General features: G+C 69.5%; 23 protein-coding genes. 10 read left to right on the forward strand and 13 right to left on the reverse strand.

The annotated features are described in order from the left end of the window. Positions 1-65: 65 nt before the first annotated feature. The gene (locus tag ACZ5CZ_RS15100) at positions 66-1,502 is read left to right on the forward strand and encodes a YibE/F family protein (RefSeq protein ID WP_468942855.1); all 1,437 of its coding nucleotides are present in this window, start codon (positions 66-68) and stop codon (positions 1,500-1,502) included. A gap of 106 nt (positions 1,503-1,608) precedes the next feature. Here ACZ5CZ_RS15100 and ACZ5CZ_RS15105 read toward each other — a convergent pair whose 3' ends face one another. The 4 genes from ACZ5CZ_RS15105 to ACZ5CZ_RS15120 form a co-directional block, all read right to left on the reverse strand. Further along, a complete protein-coding gene (locus ACZ5CZ_RS15105; protein WP_385841507.1) occupies positions 1,609-2,046 on the reverse strand; it encodes an SsgA family sporulation/cell division regulator in 438 nt (145 codons plus the stop codon). A gap of 97 nt (positions 2,047-2,143) precedes the next feature. Next, positions 2,144-2,878 carry an IclR family transcriptional regulator gene (locus ACZ5CZ_RS15110; RefSeq protein WP_468943112.1) on the reverse strand — a complete coding sequence of 245 codons (735 nt, stop codon included), beginning with the start codon at positions 2,876-2,878 and terminating at the stop codon, positions 2,144-2,146. Positions 2,879-3,143: 265 nt separating this feature from the next. Beyond that, a complete protein-coding gene (locus tag ACZ5CZ_RS15115) occupies positions 3,144-3,356 on the reverse strand; it encodes a DUF5326 family protein (RefSeq protein ID WP_385841510.1) in 213 nt (70 codons plus the stop codon). 139 nt (positions 3,357-3,495) lie between these two features. After that, on the reverse strand, positions 3,496-3,813 hold the full coding sequence (locus ACZ5CZ_RS15120) for a cupin domain-containing protein (protein WP_385841511.1): 318 nt from the start codon (positions 3,811-3,813) through the stop codon (positions 3,496-3,498). A 59-nt stretch (positions 3,814-3,872) separates the two neighbouring features. On the opposite strand from ACZ5CZ_RS15120, the gene ACZ5CZ_RS15125 reads away from it, so the two are divergent. From ACZ5CZ_RS15125 to ACZ5CZ_RS15145, 5 genes are all read left to right on the forward strand, one after another. Beyond that, positions 3,873-4,250: a phage holin family protein gene (locus tag ACZ5CZ_RS15125; protein WP_468942860.1), complete on the forward strand. Its 378-nt coding sequence runs from the start codon at positions 3,873-3,875 to the stop codon at positions 4,248-4,250. A gap of 7 nt (positions 4,251-4,257) precedes the next feature. Next, complete coding sequence (locus ACZ5CZ_RS15130; protein ID WP_385841514.1) at positions 4,258-4,749, forward strand: low molecular weight protein-tyrosine-phosphatase; 492 nt, start codon at positions 4,258-4,260, stop codon at positions 4,747-4,749. Further along, positions 4,746-5,894 (forward strand): cystathionine gamma-lyase, encoded by a 1,149-nt coding sequence (locus ACZ5CZ_RS15135; RefSeq protein WP_468942865.1) that lies wholly within the window; start codon positions 4,746-4,748, stop codon positions 5,892-5,894. Before ACZ5CZ_RS15130 ends, ACZ5CZ_RS15135 begins: the two co-directional genes overlap by 4 nt. Before the next feature lie 203 nt (positions 5,895-6,097). Beyond that, positions 6,098-7,003 carry a LysR family transcriptional regulator gene (locus ACZ5CZ_RS15140; RefSeq protein WP_468942868.1) on the forward strand — a complete coding sequence of 302 codons (906 nt, stop codon included), beginning with the start codon at positions 6,098-6,100 and terminating at the stop codon, positions 7,001-7,003. 86 nt (positions 7,004-7,089) lie between these two features. Then, entirely contained in the window at positions 7,090-7,572 is a 483-nt protein-coding gene (locus ACZ5CZ_RS15145; RefSeq protein ID WP_385841517.1) for an NUDIX domain-containing protein, read from the forward strand. A gap of 76 nt (positions 7,573-7,648) precedes the next feature. Here the strand turns inward: ACZ5CZ_RS15145 and ACZ5CZ_RS15150 are convergent, their stop codons facing one another. Further along, positions 7,649-8,281 (reverse strand): HAD family hydrolase, encoded by a 633-nt coding sequence (locus ACZ5CZ_RS15150; protein WP_385841518.1) that lies wholly within the window; start codon positions 8,279-8,281, stop codon positions 7,649-7,651. 138 nt (positions 8,282-8,419) lie between these two features. Between ACZ5CZ_RS15150 and ACZ5CZ_RS15155 the strand changes: the two genes are divergently transcribed. Then, positions 8,420-9,286: a GNAT family N-acetyltransferase gene (locus ACZ5CZ_RS15155; RefSeq protein WP_468942872.1), complete on the forward strand. Its 867-nt coding sequence runs from the start codon at positions 8,420-8,422 to the stop codon at positions 9,284-9,286. A 70-nt stretch (positions 9,287-9,356) separates the two neighbouring features. Here ACZ5CZ_RS15155 and ACZ5CZ_RS15160 read toward each other — a convergent pair whose 3' ends face one another. Beyond that, the gene (locus ACZ5CZ_RS15160; RefSeq protein ID WP_468942875.1) at positions 9,357-9,776 is read right to left on the reverse strand and encodes a GlcG/HbpS family heme-binding protein; all 420 of its coding nucleotides are present in this window, start codon (positions 9,774-9,776) and stop codon (positions 9,357-9,359) included. A gap of 100 nt (positions 9,777-9,876) precedes the next feature. After that, the gene (locus ACZ5CZ_RS15165; protein WP_468942878.1) at positions 9,877-11,085 is read right to left on the reverse strand and encodes an MFS transporter; all 1,209 of its coding nucleotides are present in this window, start codon (positions 11,083-11,085) and stop codon (positions 9,877-9,879) included. Between the two features lie 144 nt (positions 11,086-11,229). Here ACZ5CZ_RS15165 and ACZ5CZ_RS15170 point away from each other — a divergent pair, with 144 nt between their 5' ends. Both ACZ5CZ_RS15170 and ACZ5CZ_RS15175 read left to right on the forward strand, forming a co-directional pair. After that, positions 11,230-11,688, forward strand: a complete 459-nt coding sequence (locus tag ACZ5CZ_RS15170; RefSeq protein WP_468942881.1) for a MarR family winged helix-turn-helix transcriptional regulator — start codon at positions 11,230-11,232, stop codon at positions 11,686-11,688. A gap of 9 nt (positions 11,689-11,697) precedes the next feature. Beyond that, on the forward strand, positions 11,698-12,150 hold the full coding sequence (locus tag ACZ5CZ_RS15175; RefSeq protein ID WP_468942884.1) for a GNAT family N-acetyltransferase: 453 nt from the start codon (positions 11,698-11,700) through the stop codon (positions 12,148-12,150). 60 nt (positions 12,151-12,210) lie between these two features. Here ACZ5CZ_RS15175 and ACZ5CZ_RS15180 read toward each other — a convergent pair whose 3' ends face one another. Then, complete coding sequence (locus ACZ5CZ_RS15180) at positions 12,211-13,596, reverse strand: serine hydrolase domain-containing protein (RefSeq protein WP_385841525.1); 1,386 nt, start codon at positions 13,594-13,596, stop codon at positions 12,211-12,213. 74 nt (positions 13,597-13,670) lie between these two features. Further along, on the reverse strand, positions 13,671-15,146 hold the full coding sequence (dnaB, locus tag ACZ5CZ_RS15185; RefSeq protein ID WP_385841527.1) for a replicative DNA helicase: 1,476 nt from the start codon (positions 15,144-15,146) through the stop codon (positions 13,671-13,673). Between the two features lie 483 nt (positions 15,147-15,629). Here dnaB and ACZ5CZ_RS15190 point away from each other — a divergent pair, with 483 nt between their 5' ends. Further along, a complete protein-coding gene (locus ACZ5CZ_RS15190; RefSeq protein ID WP_468942888.1) occupies positions 15,630-16,967 on the forward strand; it encodes an MATE family efflux transporter in 1,338 nt (445 codons plus the stop codon). 82 nt (positions 16,968-17,049) lie between these two features. Here the strand turns inward: ACZ5CZ_RS15190 and rplI are convergent, their stop codons facing one another. From rplI to rpsF, 4 genes are all read right to left on the reverse strand, one after another. Then, on the reverse strand, positions 17,050-17,496 hold the full coding sequence (rplI, locus tag ACZ5CZ_RS15195; RefSeq protein ID WP_385841529.1) for a 50S ribosomal protein L9: 447 nt from the start codon (positions 17,494-17,496) through the stop codon (positions 17,050-17,052). A gap of 18 nt (positions 17,497-17,514) precedes the next feature. Continuing rightward, positions 17,515-17,751 carry a 30S ribosomal protein S18 gene (gene rpsR, locus ACZ5CZ_RS15200; protein ID WP_003949403.1) on the reverse strand — a complete coding sequence of 79 codons (237 nt, stop codon included), beginning with the start codon at positions 17,749-17,751 and terminating at the stop codon, positions 17,515-17,517. A 78-nt stretch (positions 17,752-17,829) separates the two neighbouring features. Beyond that, a complete protein-coding gene (locus tag ACZ5CZ_RS15205) occupies positions 17,830-18,411 on the reverse strand; it encodes a single-stranded DNA-binding protein (RefSeq protein WP_385841530.1) in 582 nt (193 codons plus the stop codon). Positions 18,412-18,485: 74 nt separating this feature from the next. Beyond that, positions 18,486-18,776 carry a 30S ribosomal protein S6 gene (rpsF, locus tag ACZ5CZ_RS15210; protein ID WP_014673750.1) on the reverse strand — a complete coding sequence of 97 codons (291 nt, stop codon included), beginning with the start codon at positions 18,774-18,776 and terminating at the stop codon, positions 18,486-18,488. Positions 18,777-18,983 lie beyond the last annotated feature (207 nt).

The following is an 18,983-nucleotide window of genomic DNA, read 5'->3' on the forward strand; positions in this document are numbered from 1 at the left end:
CCACGCTAGCGTCATGTGTGGCGTGATGAACAGTGGGCCCCCACCGTTCTTGCGATGATGCGGCGATGACCAGCATGGAGCAGTACCCGTATCAGCCGCCCGAGCCGCCCCGCCCGGACAGCTCGGTCCGGGACGGCGAACGGGACCACGGCAGCCGTGCGGCCGGTGGCGGACACGGCCAGGGCCACGCAAATGGCCATGGACACAGCCACAGTCACAGCCACGGCCCCGCCGTACCGGTCTCCCGGCATCTCCGCAAGGTCATCGCGGCGATCCTGATCCCGTTCACCGCGGCGGTCGTGGTCGGCCTGGTCGTTCTCTGGCCCGGGGGAGCTCCTTCGCACAAGCGCAGCGGCGTCGGCTTCGACCGGCAGACGCAGCAGGCCACGGTCACCCGGGTCATCGACGTGAGCTGCCGTTCGGTGAACGCCTCCGGTGAGACCCCGACCGGTGACACCTCCACCGCCGAGGGCACCTCTGCGGTCCAGGAGGCGGGCGGTTCCTGCAAGAAGGCCACCGTCCGGGTCGACACCGGCAAGGACAAGGGCCGTACGTTCACCGAGATCGTGCAGCCGGACCAGTCACGCCAGCTGGAGCAGGGCGAGAAGGTCGTCGTCGCCTACGAGCCGTCGGCGCCGAAGGACCTCCAGTACTCGGTGACCGATGTGGACCGGAAGTTCCCGATGGCTCTGCTCGCGGGGATCTTCGCGATCGCCGTCGTGGTGGTGGGCCGGCTGCGCGGTGTCATGGCACTGGTGGCGCTGGCCGTGAGTTTCCTCGTGCTGACCCTGTTCATCCTGCCGGCGGTCCTCCAGGGCTCGAACCCGCTGCTCGTGGCCGTGGTCGGCTCCAGCGCCATCATGCTGATAGCTCTGTACATGTGCCACGGCCTGTCGGCGCGTACCTCGGTGGCCGTGCTCGGCACGCTGATCTCGTTGTCGCTGATCGGTCTGCTCGGCTCGCTGTTCATCGGCTGGGCCGCGCTGACCGGAAACACCGACGACAGCACCGGCCTGATCCATGGCCTGTATCCGAAGATCGACATGAGTGGTCTGCTGCTGGCGGGTGTCATCATCGGCTCGCTCGGCGTCCTGGACGATGTGACCGTGACCCAGACGTCGGCCGTCTGGGAACTGCACGAGGCCAACCCCTCGATGGGCTGGCGCGGGCTGTACCGGGCGGGCATCCGCATCGGCCGCGACCACATCGCCTCCGTGGTCAACACGCTCGTCCTCGCCTATGCCGGTGCCGCGCTGCCGCTGCTCCTGCTGTTCTCGATCGCCCAGAGCAGTGTGGGCACCGTGGCCAACAGCGAGCTGGTCGCCGAGGAGATCGTGCGCACGCTGGTGGGATCGATCGGTCTGGTCGCCTCGGTCCCGGTCACCACCGCGCTCGCCGCGCTGGTGGTGGCGGCCGACCGTCCGGGGCCGGACGGCCAGGCGCCCGTCGGCGCCCAGCCCGTACCGGCGCGGGGTGGCCGGGGCCGCCGCCGCAAGCGATGAGCCCGGGGGCGCCGTCCGCCTCGCCGCGTGACCAACATCCGCAGAAGCGTTACTGCACCGTTCCATGCGGTGTGGCGGAGCGTCCGACGCCCCGTGTCTCGTCTCCTCAGCCGGCGCTCTGTTCCTCGGCCAGGATCCGGTCCAGGGCCTCGTCCAGGTGAGCGTCGAAATCGGCCAGCGCGCCCTCCTGGCCGAGCGGCACCAGCTTGTCCGTACGGTCCAGGAAGGCGACGAGCGGCGGCGCCGAGGAACGGAACAGAGCGTGGTCGCTGCCCACCTGAAGCCTGATCAGGACCTCACCGAGCACCTCGGAATCCGCGGGGGCGATGTGCACATCACCCTCCCCGCAGGGCCGGCCGACCCCGTCGATCAGCAGTTCGCGTCCGAAAGCCCAGGTCACCGGCGCATCACCGGGCAGGTGGAAGGTGAGCCGCACCGCATAGGGATCATCTGTCTCGTAGCGCAACTCCACCGGAATACGGAAGGAGAGTTCCTCCGAGACGAGAAAATTCATCATGACCTCTGCCTGTACGGACTCGTGCATCGCCTACCCCGTCTTACGACATCGATTGGCCGGGATTAGTCCCTCTGACCGGTCAAATCTTGCTGAACGTACACGGCAGATCACAAGGAGTAAGTTTTCAGATACTGATAGAGAGGGCGAGCGACCCCAGATGACGCCCGATCTCCGCCTGGAGCAGACGGGCGGCGGGCAGCAGGCGGTCGGCCTGGTGGAGGGGGAGCGAGATGGCCATGGTGGCCGCCATGGTGCCGACCGAGATCGGGATCGCCGCGCAGACCGTGCCCAGCGCGTACTCCTGGCGCTCCACCACGGGCTCCGTGCGGGGCATCCGGGCCAGCCGCCGCAGCAGGGTCTCGTCGTCCTGCACCGTGTACGGGGTGACGGCCTGCACGGGATAGCGGGCGAGATGGTCGCGCCGCGCCTCCTCGTCCAGCTGTGAGAGCAGGCACTGCCCGATGGCGTGCGCGTGGCCGGTCGAACGGAAGTCGGCCCACTCCTCGACCGCGGGGGCGGCACGCGAGTCGGAGACGCACATGACCTCGATCTCGCCGTCCCGGTACATGGCGTAGTAGACCGGGACACCGATGGAATCGCGCCAGTGCGCAAGAGTGTCGGCGACAGTGCTGCGACGTTTCTGCCGGGCCGCGCTGCCGCTCAGCCGTTCGACCGCGTCGCCGAGGAAGAACAGGCCCTTGTCACGGCGCAGATAGCCCTCGTGCACCAGCGTGCGCAGCAGGTGGTAGGTCGTGGGCAGCGCCAGCCCCGTCTCCCGGGCGAGCCGTTTGGCAGGCACGCCCTGGTCATGGACGGCGACGGTCTCCAGCAGGCGCAGGGCGCGCTGGACGGACCCGATGAGGGTGGCAGCGGCCGAGGAAGGGGGCGGTGCTGGGGCTGTTGCCGATGCGACGTCAACCGTGGCCAAGGGTCACTCCCGGAGCGCGAGGGGGGCAGCCGTGCGGGAAGGCGCACGGAGGGGGCTGCGCTGCCCACGGGGCCGGATCCCGCGGGGAGTTCCGGACTCTAACCGCCTGGCGGCGGGTGCAGACCGCCTCGCGGGGAAACTTCCCTCGGCCGAGGGAACCGGCGATCCTCCTGAGGGTCACCGGCTCCCGCTTCGCTCACCAGTCGCTGCGCGACGAGGAGTTGGACATGAACTTGCGCACGATGTAGATGAGTCCGCCGACCAGCGCGACGAAGACCAGTGCCTTGAACAGCAGGCTGATCACGAAGCCGAGCACCGACAGAATCAGGCCGCCGAACACCATCAGGGCGATGACCGGCACCGCGACCCACTTCACCCACCACGGAAGTCCCGCGAAGATCTCTCGCATCGCCCTCGTCCTTTTCGTCTCGTGCGTTGTCTGGTTTCTGCGTTCTGCACTCGATGCTAGGACCGCGAAGGGGTGCTGCGGGGGCCTCGTGACCCCCGTCCTCCCCTGACCCGTCCCCTAGGGAACCCCGAGGCCGGAGTCACGCCTCGGGCGGAGAGAAGACAACGAGAACCCTCAGATCCTCGCTGATGTGGTGGAACTTGTGCGCGACGCCGGCGGGCACGTAGACCACGCTGCCCCGGGCCACCTCGGTCGTCTCCAGGCCGACGGTGATCGAGGCGCGGCCGCTGACGACGACGTACACTTCGTCCTGGTTGTGCGGTTTCTGGGGGTCGTGCTCGCCCGCGTTCAGGGCGTACAGGCCGACCGACATGTTCCGCTCCCGCAGGAACTGAAGGTAGGCACCCTCATGGGCGGCGCGCTCCGCCTCCAGTTCGTCCAGCCGGAATGCCCTCATCGCCGTTGCCGCCCTACTCTCACTGCTCATCACCGACCTGGTCTGCCACGATCAGACACATGAAGAATTTCGTAGTCAAGACGATCGCCAACGCGGGCGCCCTCGCGGTCGCCGTGTGGCTGCTCGACAAGATCACCCTCACCGGTGACAACACGGCCAAGAAGGCCGGCACCCTGATCGTGGTCGCGCTGATCTTCGGCTTGGTGAACTCCCTGGTCAAGCCGATCCTGAAGGTACTCACCTTCCCGTTGTTCATCCTGACCCTCGGGCTGATCACCCTGGTCGTCAACGCGCTGATGCTGCTGCTGACCTCCTGGGTGTGCGACAAGCTCCAGCTGAGCTTCCATGTCGAGGGCTTCTGGACGGCCGTGGTCGGCGGCCTGATCATCTCGGTCGTCTCCTGGGCCCTGCACATGATCCTCCCGGACGAGGACTGAGCCCGCCATGAGCTACCGCGTCTGCTTCGTGTGCACCGGCAACATCTGCCGTTCCCCGATGGCCGAATCCGTCTTCCGCGCGCGCGTGGCGGAGGCCGGGCTCGAGGACCTCGTGGTGGTGGACAGCGCCGGTACCGGTGGCTGGCACGAGGGTGAGGCCGCCGATCCGCGTACCGTTTCGGTCCTCGACGAGAACGGGTACGGCACCGAGCACGTCGCGCGCCAGTTCCAGCCCTCGTGGTTCGCCCGCCTCGATCTCGTCATCGCCCTGGACACCAGCCACCTCAAGGCCCTGCGCCGCCTCGCGCCCACGCAGGAGGCCGCCCGCAAGATCCGCCTCCTGCGCTCGTACGACCCCGCCGCCGGCGACGACCTCGACGTACCCGACCCGTACTACGGAGGCCGGGACGGCTTCGAGGAGTGCCTCGCCATGGTCGAGGCCGCGAGCACCGGCCTGCTCAGCGCCGTACGGGAGCAGCTGGAGGGACAGGCCGCATGACCGACGCCACCCACGACGACGGCCGGCCCGGCGAGGGCACGCGCGCGGTACGGGCCGGTCTGCCCGAGCCGGTCAAGAACGAGCCGTCCCTGCCCGGACCCGTGTTCGCCGCGCACTACCACCTGCCGGGCGAGGTGTCGGGACCGTACGCCTACGCCCGGGACGACAACCCGACCTGGACGCATCTGGAGCGCGCGATCGGGGAGCTGGAGGCACCTGGTCGCGATGGCGTCGAGACGCTGGTGTTCGCCTCCGGCATGGCCGCGATCTCCGCCGTGCTGTTCTCCCAGCTGCGCGCCGGGGACGCGGTCGTCCTGCCCTCCGACGGCTACCAGGTGCTGCCGCTGGTCGGCGCCCAGCTGGCGGCCTACGGCATCGAGGTGCGCACCGCGCCGACCGTCGGTGACGCACAGCTGGAGCTGCTCGACGGCGCCCGGCTGCTGTGGATCGAGTCGCCGGCGAACCCAGGTCTCGACGTGTGCGACATCCGTCGCCTGGTGGCGGCGGCCCACGCGCGCGGCGCCCTGGTCGCCGTCGACAACACCCTCGCCACCCCGCTCGGCCAGCGCCCGCTGGAGCTGGGCGCCGACTTCTCCGTGGCCAGCGGCACCAAGCAGCTCACCGGCCATGGAGACCTGCTGCTGGGCTACGTCAGCGGCCGCGACGCCGATGCGATGGCGGCCGTACGCCGCTGGCGCAAGATCGTCGGGGCGATCTCCGGCCCGATGGAGGCCTGGCTCGCCCACCGGTCCCTCGCCACGCTCCAGTTGCGCGTCGACCGCCAGAACGCCACCGCCCTGGCCGTCGCCCGGGCCCTGCGGCAGCGGCCCGAGGTGTCCGGTCTGCGCTATCCGGGGCTGCCCGACGACCCCGCGCACACGATCGCGGCTCAGCAGATGCGCCGCTTCGGCTGCGTCGTCTCGTTCACCTTGCCCACGCGCGCGCGTGCCGAGCGTTTTCTCGCCTCGCTGCGCCTGGTGGAGGACGCGACGAGCTTCGGCGGAGTGCGCTCCACGGCCGAGCGGCGCGGCCGCTGGGGCGGGGACCCGGTCCCGGAGGGCTTCATCCGCATGTCCGTCGGCGCCGAAGACCCCGAGGACCTGATCGCCGACCTCCTGCGCGCCCTGGACGAATCGGCGGCATGAGCGCGGGTGCCAAGGACGCACCGACGGTCCGAACCTCCCCCCTCGTGGCTCGGACCGTCGTCGGTTCTGTGTGCGAAGAACCGCGCGACCAAGGCTAGTTGACTCAGTGTCAGTGTCCAATCACGCTAGCGACAGGGACGTATCGACATATTTATAGTTGATGCCTGCCTGGACGGAGGAGGGCAGGGACAGGGAGGCATGCCATGGATCTGGCCTTGCTGCGCACGTTCGTCACCGTGCACCGGGCCGGGTCCTTCACGCGTGCCGCAGCCCTGCTCGGGCTGTCCCAGCCCGCCGTCACCGCGCAGATCCGCTCCCTGGAACACCAGCTGGGCAAGCCGCTCTTCCTCCGCCAGGCGCGCGGAGTGACCCCGACGACCATCGGTGACGAACTCGCGCACAAGGCCGCGCCCCATCTGGACGCCCTGGTGGAGATAGCGGAAAGCGGCCTGGACGACGAGTCCTCGTTACGGACGCTGCATCTCGCCGGCCCGCCGGAGTTCATCGCCGAGCGTGCCCTACCCGCCCTCACGGAGCTGACCGGCGAGGACAGCCAGGGTTTCGCGCTGCGAGCCTCCTTCGGCACCGCTGAGGAAACTCTGGAGGGCCTGGCCGCCGGGCATCACGACCTGGCCATCACCACGGCCCGACCGCGGGGCGCCCTGCTCACCGCCACCGCGCTCTGCGACGAGGAGCATGTGCTGGTCGCCGCCCCACGCTGGGCCGAGCGGATCGACCCGGACGCGCTGCGGCTGAAGGGCGCACCGGCGCTGGAGCATCTGCCCGTCGTCGAGGTCCACGAGTCCCTGCCCTTCGTCTCGCGCTACTGGGCCTCCGTCTTCGACTCCCGCCCGGCCTCCTCGGGCACGGTCATCGTCCCCGATCTATGGGCGGTCCTCGCCTGTGCGACCGCAGGTGCCGGCCTTGCGGTGCTGCCCCGCTATCTGTGCGGTCCGGCCCTCGCCCACGGCACGATCGCCGCCCTGCACGAACCGGCGGTGCCGCCGCTGCGCACCTACTTCCTGGTGGTGCGTACCGGCACACTGGCCATGCCGCAGATCGCGCGCGCCCACGAGTGGCTGCTGCGGGCGGCCGCGGGCTGGTGTTGACATCGGTACTCCGGGTGCACGCGGTGCGCTCGGACGGTGGCGCTTTGCGATGTTTCACGTGGAACCAGCCGGGCCACATTTCTCCCATGACCGTCCGACCCGTGGTCAAGCGCACCGCCCGTGCCGTTCTTCTGGACGGTGACGACCTGATCCTGATCAAACGAACCAAGCCCGGCGTCGATCCCTACTGGGTCACCCCCGGTGGCGGGGTCGAATCCCGGGACCCGACCGTCGTGGACGCCCTGCACCGAGAGGTGTACGAGGAGCTGGGCGCCAAGATCTCCGACGTGGTCCCGTGTTTCGTGGACACCGTGGAGCACATCGGTGAGGACGGCGGCGCGACCGGCGTGAAGGTGCAGCACTTCTTCGTCTGCCGGCTGGAGTCCATGGACCCGTCCCTGCGTCATGGACCCGAGGTGGAGGAACCGGCCGGCGAGTACGAGATCGTCCGCGTCCCGTTCACCCGCGTCGGCATCGCCTCCGTCCATCTCGTCCCCCTGTCGCTGCGCCACTACCTGGACGGCAACATCGAGGGGGTACGGGCCATGCACGCACCCGACCTGGGATAGGGAGGCTTCTTCCAGGGCGACGGAATGCGCTCGGCCGACGACCGGCGGGCGGCAGCCCCTCCGGCCCTGCCTTCGCTCACCCCGCGGCGCCGACCAGTTCATAGGCGTCCCACAGATCCCGGCCGGAGTAGGAGTGGGTCGCGAGGCCGGCCAGGTGCGCGTCCGCGTTGACCGCGACGGAGACCGGGACGACAGCGAACAGTTCCTTGTCCGACGACGAGTCGCCGTACGCCACACAGTCCGCGCGTGCCACGCCGAACTCCGCGCAGAGCCGGTCCGCGATGGTCACCTTGGCCGCAGCGCTCATCACCCCTGCCGGATCGACCGGCTCGGCGAACGGTACGGCCGGGAAACGGGACCCATGGGCCGCATGCGCACCCCAGCCGAGCAGCCGCTCCACGAAGAAGGAGGGCGAGAGAGACACCACGGCGCAGTAGTCGCCCACTCGCCGGATATCGGCCCAGACCTCTCGGATCCGGGCAAGCCAGGGCGCCCCCTGGAACGCGGCGCTGACATGCGCCTCGGTCAGCTCGGCCCACAGCTCGTACACGCGCAGGGCGTACTCGGGCGGACCGATCCGCCCTTGCGAGATCGCCCGCTCCAACGCGACCGTCTCCGCCTCCCGGCCCAACTGCCGGGAAATCTCCAGTGGTGCGGTGGTGCCGTGCAGCAACGTGCCGTCCAGATCGAACAGATGCAGTCTCGCCATGGCCCGAGGCTAAACGCCTGCCGATGTTTCACGTGAAACACTCCGAGCTGTCCACGCGGCGACGGCATGACCAAAAGCACGTGTGTCTGTATCGAAACGGGTGGACGCCAGGGGTGCTGGTCGGTCAGCCTGACGTGCGTGCCAACTCCTTCCCTCGCCGCACTGCCCATCCGACGTCTGACCCTTCGCGATCGCGCCGCCTGCGCCGACCTGTCCGAAGATCGGGGGTGGCCACGCGAGGAACACAAGTGGGGCTTCCTCCTCACGGCCGGAAAGGGCTACGGCATCGATGACCCCGAGGGTGGTCTCGTCGCCGCCTGCGTCGTCACGGAGTACGGCTCATGGGAGCGCACCGACCTCGGCGCCATCGGCATGGTGCTGGTGGCCGAGCGGCATGCCCGTCAGGGCGTCGGACGCCGTCTGATGGGACACGTCCTGGAGTCGATGGGGACCACCCCGCTCACCCTGCACGCCACGCCGAACGGTCAGCCTCTCTACGAGGAGCTGGGCTTCAAGCAGACGGGCCGGGCGGAGATGCTGATGGGCCGCTTCGTCCCCGGCGGAGCCGAACCGGCCGTCATGACACGCCCCGCGACCGCCGAGGATCTTCCCTCGGTCCTGCGGCTCGACGAGGAGGTGTTCGGCGTCGATCGAACCCCTCTCATCACCCGGCTGCCTGCCTTCGCCGACCAGCTGCGGGTGGCCGAGGAGAACGGCCGGATCATCGGCTACGGCGCCGTGTGGCCCAATATGCACACCCATGTCGTCGGCCCGCTGATCGCCCGTGACACAGAAGTCGCGAAGGCTCTCATCGCCTCGCTTGCGGCAGGGACGGACCGCCCGCTGCGCACCGATATCGACGTACGCCACCAGTCGCTGCTGACCTGGGCGAAGGCCCGGGGGCTGGCGTCGGTGGCCTTCAACGCGGTGATGACGTACGGCATCGCGGAGCTCCCGGGGGACTGGACCCGGCGCTTCGCGCCGCTGACGGTGGCCGCGGGCTGAGTCCCGGTACGGCGAACGCCGGCCCCGGCTTCGAGAGCCGGAGCCGGCGTGGCGTTGTCCGGGCCGGTGCTCAGCCGACTGCGCGTACGGCAGCGGTGGCGAAGGCGTGGTCCTGCTCCGGCGTGCCGCCGCCGACGCCGATCGAGCCGATCAGCCGGCCGTCACGGTGGACAGGGACACCGCCTGCGATGAAGAGCAGCGGCCGGTCGAGCGCCGTGGGCAGGGTGTGGAAGAGACCGCCCGGCTGGACGGCGTCGACCAGGTCGGCGGTGGGCGCATTCAGCTGGAGCGCGGTGTAGGCCTTGCGGGTGCTGGTCTCGCCGGAGATCAGCACGGCTCGGTCGTCCCGGCGGAAGGCGAGCAGGTGGCCGCCGGCATCGAGGACAGTGACGCTGACGGTGGCTCCGGCCTCCTCGGCCGCTCGGCGCGCGGTGGTGACGAGCAGCTCGGCGTCCTCGACGGTGATCGGGGCTACGGCGGTGGTGGACATGGGGATGTCTCCTCGGGGGTGCTGAGGGTGGGCGCCGGCGTACCGGGGCCGCGGTCCCGGTACGTGGCTGGTGGGGGTGGAGGGGTGGTGTTGCGGCGGCTCAGCGGTGCACGGGGGTCCGCTGCCCGGTGGGCGCCCCGGAGGCGACCACGGCGCTGCGGGCGCTGTCACGGCGTTCCAGGGCCGCGGACAGGACGGCGAGGACCAGGGCGCCCGCGGCGAGCACGGCGCCGACCCAGTTGGGGGCGGTGTAGCCGTAGCCGGCCGCGATCACCAGGCCGCCGAGCCAGGCGGACAGGGCGTTGCCGAGGTTGAAGGCGCCGATGTTCACGGCCGATGCGAGCGTCGGGGCACCGTGCGCCTGGTCGAGGACGCGCTTCTGAAGCGGCGGGACGGTGGCGAAGCCCAGTGCGCCGATCAGGGCGATGGTCACGGCGGCCGCGATCTTGTTGTGGGCCGTGAGCGAGAAGAGCGCCAGGACGAGGGCGAGCGCGCCCAGGGAGACGTACAGCATCGGCATGAGGGCGCGGTCGGCGAACCTGCCGCCGACGAGGTTGCCGCCGACCATGCCGAGGCCGAACAGGACCAGCAGCCAGGTGACCGAGCCGTCGGCGAAACCGGCGATGTGGGTCATCATCGGCGCGATGTAGGTGATGGCGGCGAACACACCGCCGAAGCCAAGGACCGTCATCGCCATGGCGAGCAGAACCTGGGTGTTCTTGAAGGCGGCCAGTTCATGCCGGAGATGCACACCCGCGGGCCGCGGCAGCTCCGGTACCAGCCGCGCGATGCCTGCGAGCCCGACGACGCCGAGGGCCGCGACGATGCCGAAGGTGACGCGCCAGCCGACGTGCTGCCCGATGAGCGTGCCCAGCGGGACGCCGACGACGTTGGCGACGGTCAGTCCGGTGAACATCATGGCGATGGCGCCGGCCTTCTTGTCGGGGGCCACCAGACCGGCGGCGACGACCGAGCCGATGCCGAAGAAGGCTCCGTGGGCGAGGGAGGCGACCACTCGGCCGATCAGCATCACCGCGAAGACCGGGGCCACCGCCGAGATCAGGTTGCCGGCGATGAAGAGGCCCATCAGCAGCATCAGCATCCGCTTGCGCGGCACCTTCGTCCCGAGGACGGTCATCAGCGGAGCGCCGATCACCACCCCGAGCGCATAGCCGGTGACGAGCAGGCCCGCCGTGGGGATGGACACCCCGAAGTCACCCGCGACCTCGGGCAGCAGACCCATGATCACGAACTCGGTCGTGCCGATTCCGAAGGCCCCGATCGCGAGGGCCAGAAGCGCGAGAGGCATGGAGGGGTACACCTTCCCAAACGATTGCAGGAGCGCTTTGCGTGCGTCCACAATAATTGCAGACGCGGGATACTTGCAAGCGATGACTATTGCAGGGGTGCCCTACCCTGGAGACAGCCGCTCCTGGACGGAGGAAGAGGACCCATGACAGCGACGGACCCCGCGCTCACCGCCCTCGCCCAGGGCTGGTGCGCCCTCTCTGCGCTGCACGGACGGATCGAGGCGCACATCGAGCGCGCCCTCCAGGCCCGGCACGACCTGAGCGTGCGCGAGTACTCCCTGCTGGACGTGCTCAGCCGGCAGCATGACGGCGAAGGCGGACATCTACAGATGAAGCAGGTCGCCGACGCGGTCGTCCTCAGCCAGAGCGCCACCACCCGCCTGGTGACCCGCCTGGAGGACCGCGGGCTGCTGGAGCGCTACCTGTGCCCCACCGACCGGCGCGGTATCTACACCAACGTGACCGAGTCCGGTCTGCGGTTGCTGGAGGAGGCCCGGCCCACCAATGACGCCGCCCTCCGCGAAGCCCTCGACCAGGCGTCCCAGAACCCTGAACTGGCCCCGCTGGTACGCGTCGTGGAGTCCCTCGACGTATCCGCATAGGCTGCGGCCATGGACGATCTTGAGATACGCGATGCGACCGCCGAGGACCTCCCGGCCATCGTCGCGCTGCTCGCCGACGATCCCCTGGGCGCCCAGCGCGAGTCGCCAGGCGACCTGACCCCGTACCAGGCCGCCTGGCAGCACCTGGAGGCGGACCCGAACCAGCACCTCGTCGTCGCTGTGCGCGCAGACCGGGTGATCGGGACCCTCCAGCTCACGATCATCCCCGGCCTCTCCCGCAAGGGAGCGACCCGGGCGCTCATCGAGGCCGTGCGCATCCACGCCGACGAACGGGGCAGCGGACTGGGCAGCCGGCTCATCGAGTGGGCGGTCGACACGGCCCGCCGGCTGAACTGCCAGATGGTGCAGCTGACCTCGGACAAGACCCGCCCCGACGCCCACCGCTTCTACGAGCGGCTCGGGTTCACCGCCTCCCACGAGGGATTCAAGCTCCAGCTCTGAAGGGCCGGACGCCCACACGGCGGGGTGCGTTTCACGTGAAACACACCCCCGGCTCATCCCTCAGCCGATCCCCCGCCACCCCTCCGGGTCCACCCCGCCGGGCACCGCGGCCTCCGGGTCGTACGGCTGCCGAGTGAACACAAACGAGCCAAGATCGAAATGGCTCACCGTGCCGTCGGAGCGCCGTACCGGTCTCAGCAGCTCACCGGCCCAGTACCCCTCCAGCCCGGTCCAGGTGCCGTCTCCGTTCGCTCGCAGACGGGAGCGCCGGCCACCACCGCTCAGCGGGCCCAGCACGAGCAGACCGTCGGACGTCACGCGCAGCCCGAAGGCGTTGGTCCCCCAGTACCACTGCCCCGCCAGTTCCAGAACCGCCGGATCGACCACGCGCAGCGGCCGCCAGGGCTCGGGGATCCGGGGTTCCGCCTCGGCGACGATCCGTACGAGGTCGGCTCCCACGCCCCCGAGCAGCGGTCCGCTGGTGCAGTTGGCGAGCACCACCGCGGCGACATCGTCCTCCGTGCTGATGGTGAGGTTCGCCAGAAAGCCCGGCAGCGAGCCCGAGTGGCCGACGAGCAGCCTGCCGTCGCGAAGCTGGATCTGCATACCGAGGCCGTAGGTGGCCCCGTCCATCAGGTCCACCGGCTCGGCCGGCGCCGCCGGTGTACGCATCGCCTGGACCGATGCCGCGCTGAGCACACGGTCGTCCCCCCGAGCCAGGAAGGCGGCGAACCGCGCCAGGTCCCCCGTGGTCGACCACAGTTGACCCGCCGGTGCCATCCGGCCGAGATCCTCCAGCGGCTCGGGCAGCAGGGCGTCGGCCCAGGGATGCACGGCCCATCCATCCGCGTGCGGAGCCTGTGGCTGCGCGCTCGTACGGTGCAGGCCGAGCGGTTCCAGCACCTCGCCGCGCAGCACCTCCTCCCAGGGCGCGCCGCGCAGTTTCTCCACCAGCGCACCGAGCAGGGTGTAGCCGGTGTTGGAGTAGTGGTGCCGAAGACCCACCGGATGGACCAGCGGCTGCTCACCGAGCACATCGCTCAGCTCGGGCCGCAGCGAACCCGGGGTCCGCTCCCACCACGGCGCGGGCGACTCGGCCGCCAGACCGGCGGTGTGTGCGAGGAGTTCGGCGATCGTCGCCTCCCCCACACCGGTACCCGGCAGATGCTGCTCCAGCGGGTCCCCGAGGCCGAGCACCCCCTCGTCACGCAGCCGCAGCACGAGGACGGCGGTGAAGGTCTTGGTGATGGAACCGATCCTGTACTGCACGTCCTCGTCCGGAGCCTGGCCGTCCACCGAGCTCCGCGCCCCGTGCCACACGGCCTGTCCGCCCCGCACCACCGCGGCGACCAGCGAGGGCGCCCGCCCTTCGGACTGGGCGACGGCGATCCGGTGCAGCAGGGCACGCCGCGTACCCGGCAGCAACAGTTCCTGAGATGTCGTCATGCGGCCAAGTCCACCGGTTGACGGGACAACCGTCGAATCCACCACCCGGACGCAGCTCCACCGCGCCCTGCGGATCAGGTCTGGGCCATGTCCACGAAACGGGAGTAGTGGCCCTGGAAGGCGACCGTGATGGTGGCCGTGGGGCCGTTACGGTGCTTGGCCACGATCAGGTCGGCCTCGCCCGCGCGCGGTGACTCCTTCTCGTACGCGTCCTCACGGTGCAGCAGGATGACCATGTCGGCGTCCTGCTCGATGGAGCCGGACTCACGCAGGTCGGAGACCATCGGCTTCTTGTCGGTGCGCTGCTCCGGGCCACGGTTCAGCTGCGACAGCGCGATGACCGGGATCTCCAGCTCCTTGGCGAGCAGCTTGAGGTTACGGGACATGTCCGAGACCTCCTGCTGACGGGACTCGGCGCGCTTGGAGCCGCCGGACTGCATCAGCTGGAGGTAGTCGATGACGACGAGCTTCAGGTCGTTGCGCTGCTTCAGGCGCCGGCACTTGGCGCGGATCTCCATCATCGACAGGTTCGGGGAGTCGTCGATGTAGAGGGGGGCGGCCGAGACGTCCGGCATCCGGCGGGCGAGCCGCGTCCAGTCCTCGTCGGTCATCGTGCCGGACCGCATGTGGTGCAGGGCCACCCGCGCCTCGGCGGACAGCAGACGCATCGCGATCTCGTTGCGGCCCATTTCGAGGGAGAAGATGACGCTGGGCAGGTTGTTCTTGATCGCGGCTGCTCGCGCGAAGTCCAGTGCGAGGGTCGACTTACCCATGGCCGGACGGGCCGCGATGACGATCATCTGTCCCGGGTGCAGGCCGTTCGTCAGTGAGTCGAAGTCGGTGAAGCCGGTGGGCACGCCCGTCATCTCGCCGCTGCGCGAGCCGATCGCCTCGATCTCGTCGAGGGCGCCTTCCATGATGTCGCCGAGCGGCAGGTAGTCCTCGCTGGTGCGCTGCTCGGTGACGGCGTAGATCTCCGCCTGGGCGCGGTTGACGATCTCGTCCACGTCTCCGTCGGCCGCGTATCCCATCTGCGTGATGCGCGTGCCGGCTTCGACCAGACGGCGCAGCACGGCGCGCTCGTGGACGATTTCGGCGTAGTACTCGGCGTTGGCCGCTGTCGGCACGGTCTGCACGAGGGTGTGCAGATACGCGGCGCCGCCGACCTTGTTGATCTCACCGCGCTTGGTCAGCTCCGCGGCGATGGTGATGGGGTCGGCCGGCTCGCCCTTGGCGTAGACGTCCAGGATGGCCTGGTAGATCGTCTCGTGCGCGGGCTTGTAGAAGTCGTGGCCCTTGAGGATCTCCACGACGTCGGCGATCGCGTCCTTGGACAGCAGCATGCCGCCCAGCACGGACTGTTCCGCGTCCAGGTCCTGCGGGGGAACGCGCTCGAAGGACGAGCCCCCGGAGTCCCAGTCCCCGTTCTCCCGGCCCCGGTCATGCTGTTCGTCACGACCCCGGCCGCCGTCAGCGCGCCGACGGGCAGGCAGACGATCACTGGGTCCGCTGTCGGCCCACGGATCGTCCAGGGGCTCGGAAATGCTCACCGAGCGACCTCCTCCCGTCCGCACGGCGGACCTCGCCGTGCCCTCAGTTGTACGGCACGACACTGACAAATCGAGATGCCCAACTCCACTTGTGGCACGTCGGTTTTGTGCTGGTTCCCGGACCGTGGAAGCGGTGCTTCCCGGGCCGGGGGAAGGGAGCGGGCGCCGGACCACGGTAGGCCCGTCGGCACCGTCAGCCAATCTGGTTATCCACAGGCCATGTGGACGACGGCCCGGATGCTGTGGAGAACTGCCCGTAACCTGTGCACGACCCGGTGGACAGTGCTGTGAACAAGCCCTCGATCTCGCCTAGGTGACGACGCTGACCTGCGGCTTTAGCGTCCACCGGCTGTGCAGAAGAAAAACTTCCCCACTCGGCCCACCCTCGCTTCGAACGGTGCGCGAAAGGACACAGCCCGAGACCTCAAGTAAGGGTCTCAATCCCTTTGCATCTCTTACCTGTGGACGATTAGATTGGTGCACATGACACAGGCGCCCGCGATACCCAAGGCCACCCGGCGACGGCACGACCGAGAAATAGTCGCCCTGGCCGTTCCTGCCTTCGGAGCCCTCGTCGCCGAGCCGCTGTTCGTCATGGCCGACAGCGCGATCGTCGGCCACCTCGGGACCGCTCAGCTCGCCGGCCTCGGTGTCGCCTCGGCCCTGCTCACCACCGCCGTGAGCGTCTTCGTCTTCCTCGCCTACGCCACCACGGCCGCGGTGGCCCGCCGCCTCGGCGCCGGTGATCTCCGGGCAGCCCTCCGTCAGGGCATGGACGGCATCTGGCTGGCACTGCTCCTCGGCGCCGCCGTCATCGCCGTCGTCCTGCCACTGGCCCCCGGCATCGTAGGCCTCCTCGGCGCCTCCCCGACCTCGGCGCCGTACGCCACGACCTATCTGCGGATCTCCTCGCTCGGCATTCCGCCCATGCTCATGGTCCTGGCCGCCACCGGTGTCCTGCGCGGCCTCCAGGACACCCGGACCCCGCTCTACGTCGCCATCGCCGGCTTCATCGCCAACGCCGGACTGAACGTGGGCCTCGTCTACGGCGCCGGCCTCGGCATCGCGGGGTCGGCCTGGGGCACGGTCATCGCCCAGTGCGGCATGGCGGCCATCTATCTGCTGGTCGTCGTGCGGGGGGCACGTCGGCACGGCGCCTCGCTCCGCCCGGACGCCGCCGGTATCCGGGCATCGGCCCAGGCCGGCGTCCCACTGCTGGTCCGCACCGTGTCACTGCGGGCCATCCTCGTGATCGCCACCGCTGTCGCGGCGCACCTCGGAGACGCGGACATCGCCGCGCACCAGATCATCCTGTCCCTGTGGAGCCTGCTGGCCTTCGCGCTCGACGCGATAGCGATCGCGGGTCAGGCCATCATCGGCCGCTGTCTCGGGGCGGACGACGCCCTGGGCGCCCGCGAGGCCTGTCGGCGCATGGTCCACTGGGGCATCGCCACCGGTGTCGTCCTCGGTCTGCTCGTGGTGGCCGCCCGGCCGCTCTTCCTCCCGCTGTTCACCAGTGACACCGCGGTCCGGGAGGCGGCGCTGCCCGCGCTTCTGATGGTGGCCCTGTCGCAGCCCGTCTGCGGGATCGTGTTCGTCCTGGACGGCGTTCTGATGGGCGCGGGCGATGGGCCGTATCTGGCCTGGGCGATGGTCCTCACCCTGGCGGTGTTCGCCCCGGTGGCCCTGCTCGTCCCGGCGCTCGGCGGCGGCCTCACCGCGCTCTGGGCGGCGATGACCCTGATGATGGTCGTCCGCATGGCGACCCTGTGGCTGCGCAGCCGCTCCGGCCGCTGGATCGTCACCGGTGCCACCCGCTGACCGTTTCACGTGAAACATGCGACAGGGGCCGCACCCCGAAGGGTGCGGCCCCTGTCGTCACTGCTCAGACCGAGCGCAGCGGTCAGGCCGCGACGACCTCGATGTTGACCTTGGCGGCAACCTCGGGGTGCAGACGCACGGACGTCTCGTGGGCGCCCAGGGTCTTGATCGGCGAACCGACCTCGATGCGGCGCTTGTCGACCTCGGGGCCACCGGCAGCCTTGATCGCGGAAGCGATGTCGGCCTGGGTGACGGAACCGAAGAGACGGCCGGCCTCGCCGGCACGGACGGCCAGGCGGACCTTGACGCCCTCGAGCTGGGCCTTCACCTGGTTGGCCTGCTCGATGGTCTGGATCTCGTGGATCTTGCGAGCACGACGGATCTGCTCGACGTCCTTCTCGCCGCCCTTGGTCCAGCGGATAGCGAACTTCCGCGGGATCAGGTAGTTGCGAGCGTAGCCGTCCTTGACGTCCACGACGTCGCCCGCGGCACCGAGGCCGGTGACCTCGTGGGTGAGGATGATCTTCATGTGTCGGTCACCCTTCCCTTAGCGCGCGGTGGAGGTGTAGGGCAGCAGCGCCATCTCACGGCTGTTCTTCACAGCCGTGGCGACATCACGCTGGTGCTGGGTGCAGTTGCCGGTCACGCGGCGGGCACGGATCTTGCCGCGGTCGGAAATGAACTTCCGCAGCATGTTCGTGTCCTTGTAGTCCACGTACGTGACCTTGTCCTTGCAGAACGCGCAGACCTTCTTCTTCGGCTTGCGCACAGGCGGCTTCGCCATGGTGTTTCTCCTGTGTGATCAAGAAGTTGGGGTGGGCCCGCCTTCGACCGGCCGGTCCCGCAGGACCGGATCCAAGGCCTAGAAGGGGGGCTCGTCCGAGTAGCCGCCACCGCCGCCGGAGCCGCCGCCCCAGCCGCCGCCGCCCTGGTTGCCACCGGCGGGAGCGCCGGTCGCCCAGGGGTCGTCGGCCGGAGCACCGCCCTGACCGCCGCCGGGGCCGCCGCCCCAGCCGCCGCCCTGACCGCCGCCCTGGCCACCGCCGCCGTAACCGCCCTGGCCACCGCGAGCGCCACCACCGGCGGTCTTGGTGACCTTGGCCGTGGCGTTGCGCAGGCTGGGGCCGACTTCCTCGACGTCCAGCTCGTAGACCGTGCGCTTGACGCCCTCACGGTCCTCATAGGACCGCTGCTTCAGCCGGCCCTGCACGATGACGCGCATGCCTCGCTGGAGCGACTCGGCGACGTTCTCCGCCGCCTGACGCCAGACCGAGCAGGTCAGGAACAGGCTCTCGCCGTCCTTCCACTCGTTCGTCTGACGGTCGAAGGTGCGCGGAGTGGACGCGACGCGAAACTTCGCGACCGCCGCACCGGAAGGGGTGAAGCGCAGCTCGGGGTCGTCGACAAGATTGCCGATGACCGTGATGACGGTCTCGCCTGCCATGGGGGAACCTCTCGGCGGGTTTGCTGCTGGCTGCTTGGTGCTACTCGAATCCCGAGATCAGCTGAGCGAGAGGCTCAGTGGGTCTCGGGGCGGAGGACCTTGGTCCGGAGGACCGACTCGTTCAGGTTCATCTGGCGGTCGAGCTCCTTGACGACCGCAGGCTCGGCCTGAAGGTCGATGACCGAGTAGATGCCCTCGGGCTTCTTCTTGATCTCGTAGGCGAGACGACGACGGCCCCAGGTGTCGACCTTCTCAACCTTGCCGCCGCCGTCACGGACGACAGACAGGAAGTTCTCGATCAGCGGGGAGACAGCACGCTCCTCGAGATCGGGGTCGAGGATGACCATCACCTCGTAGTGACGCATGTGGAACCCACCTCCTTTGGACTCAGCGGCCACGGTCGTTCCGTGGCAGGAGGGTTGTGATGCGTACGCAACGGTATCGGCCGCCACTGACAACGGGGGTCCCTCAGGGAGATCCCGCAGTGTGACCTGGGCAGGTCTGGGCAGACACCAGTGCAGACGGTACAGACTACCCGCACACCCGCTTCCGGTTGAAATCCGGCGGCAGGG

Source organism: Streptomyces sp. NPDC031418, assembly GCF_055581605.1.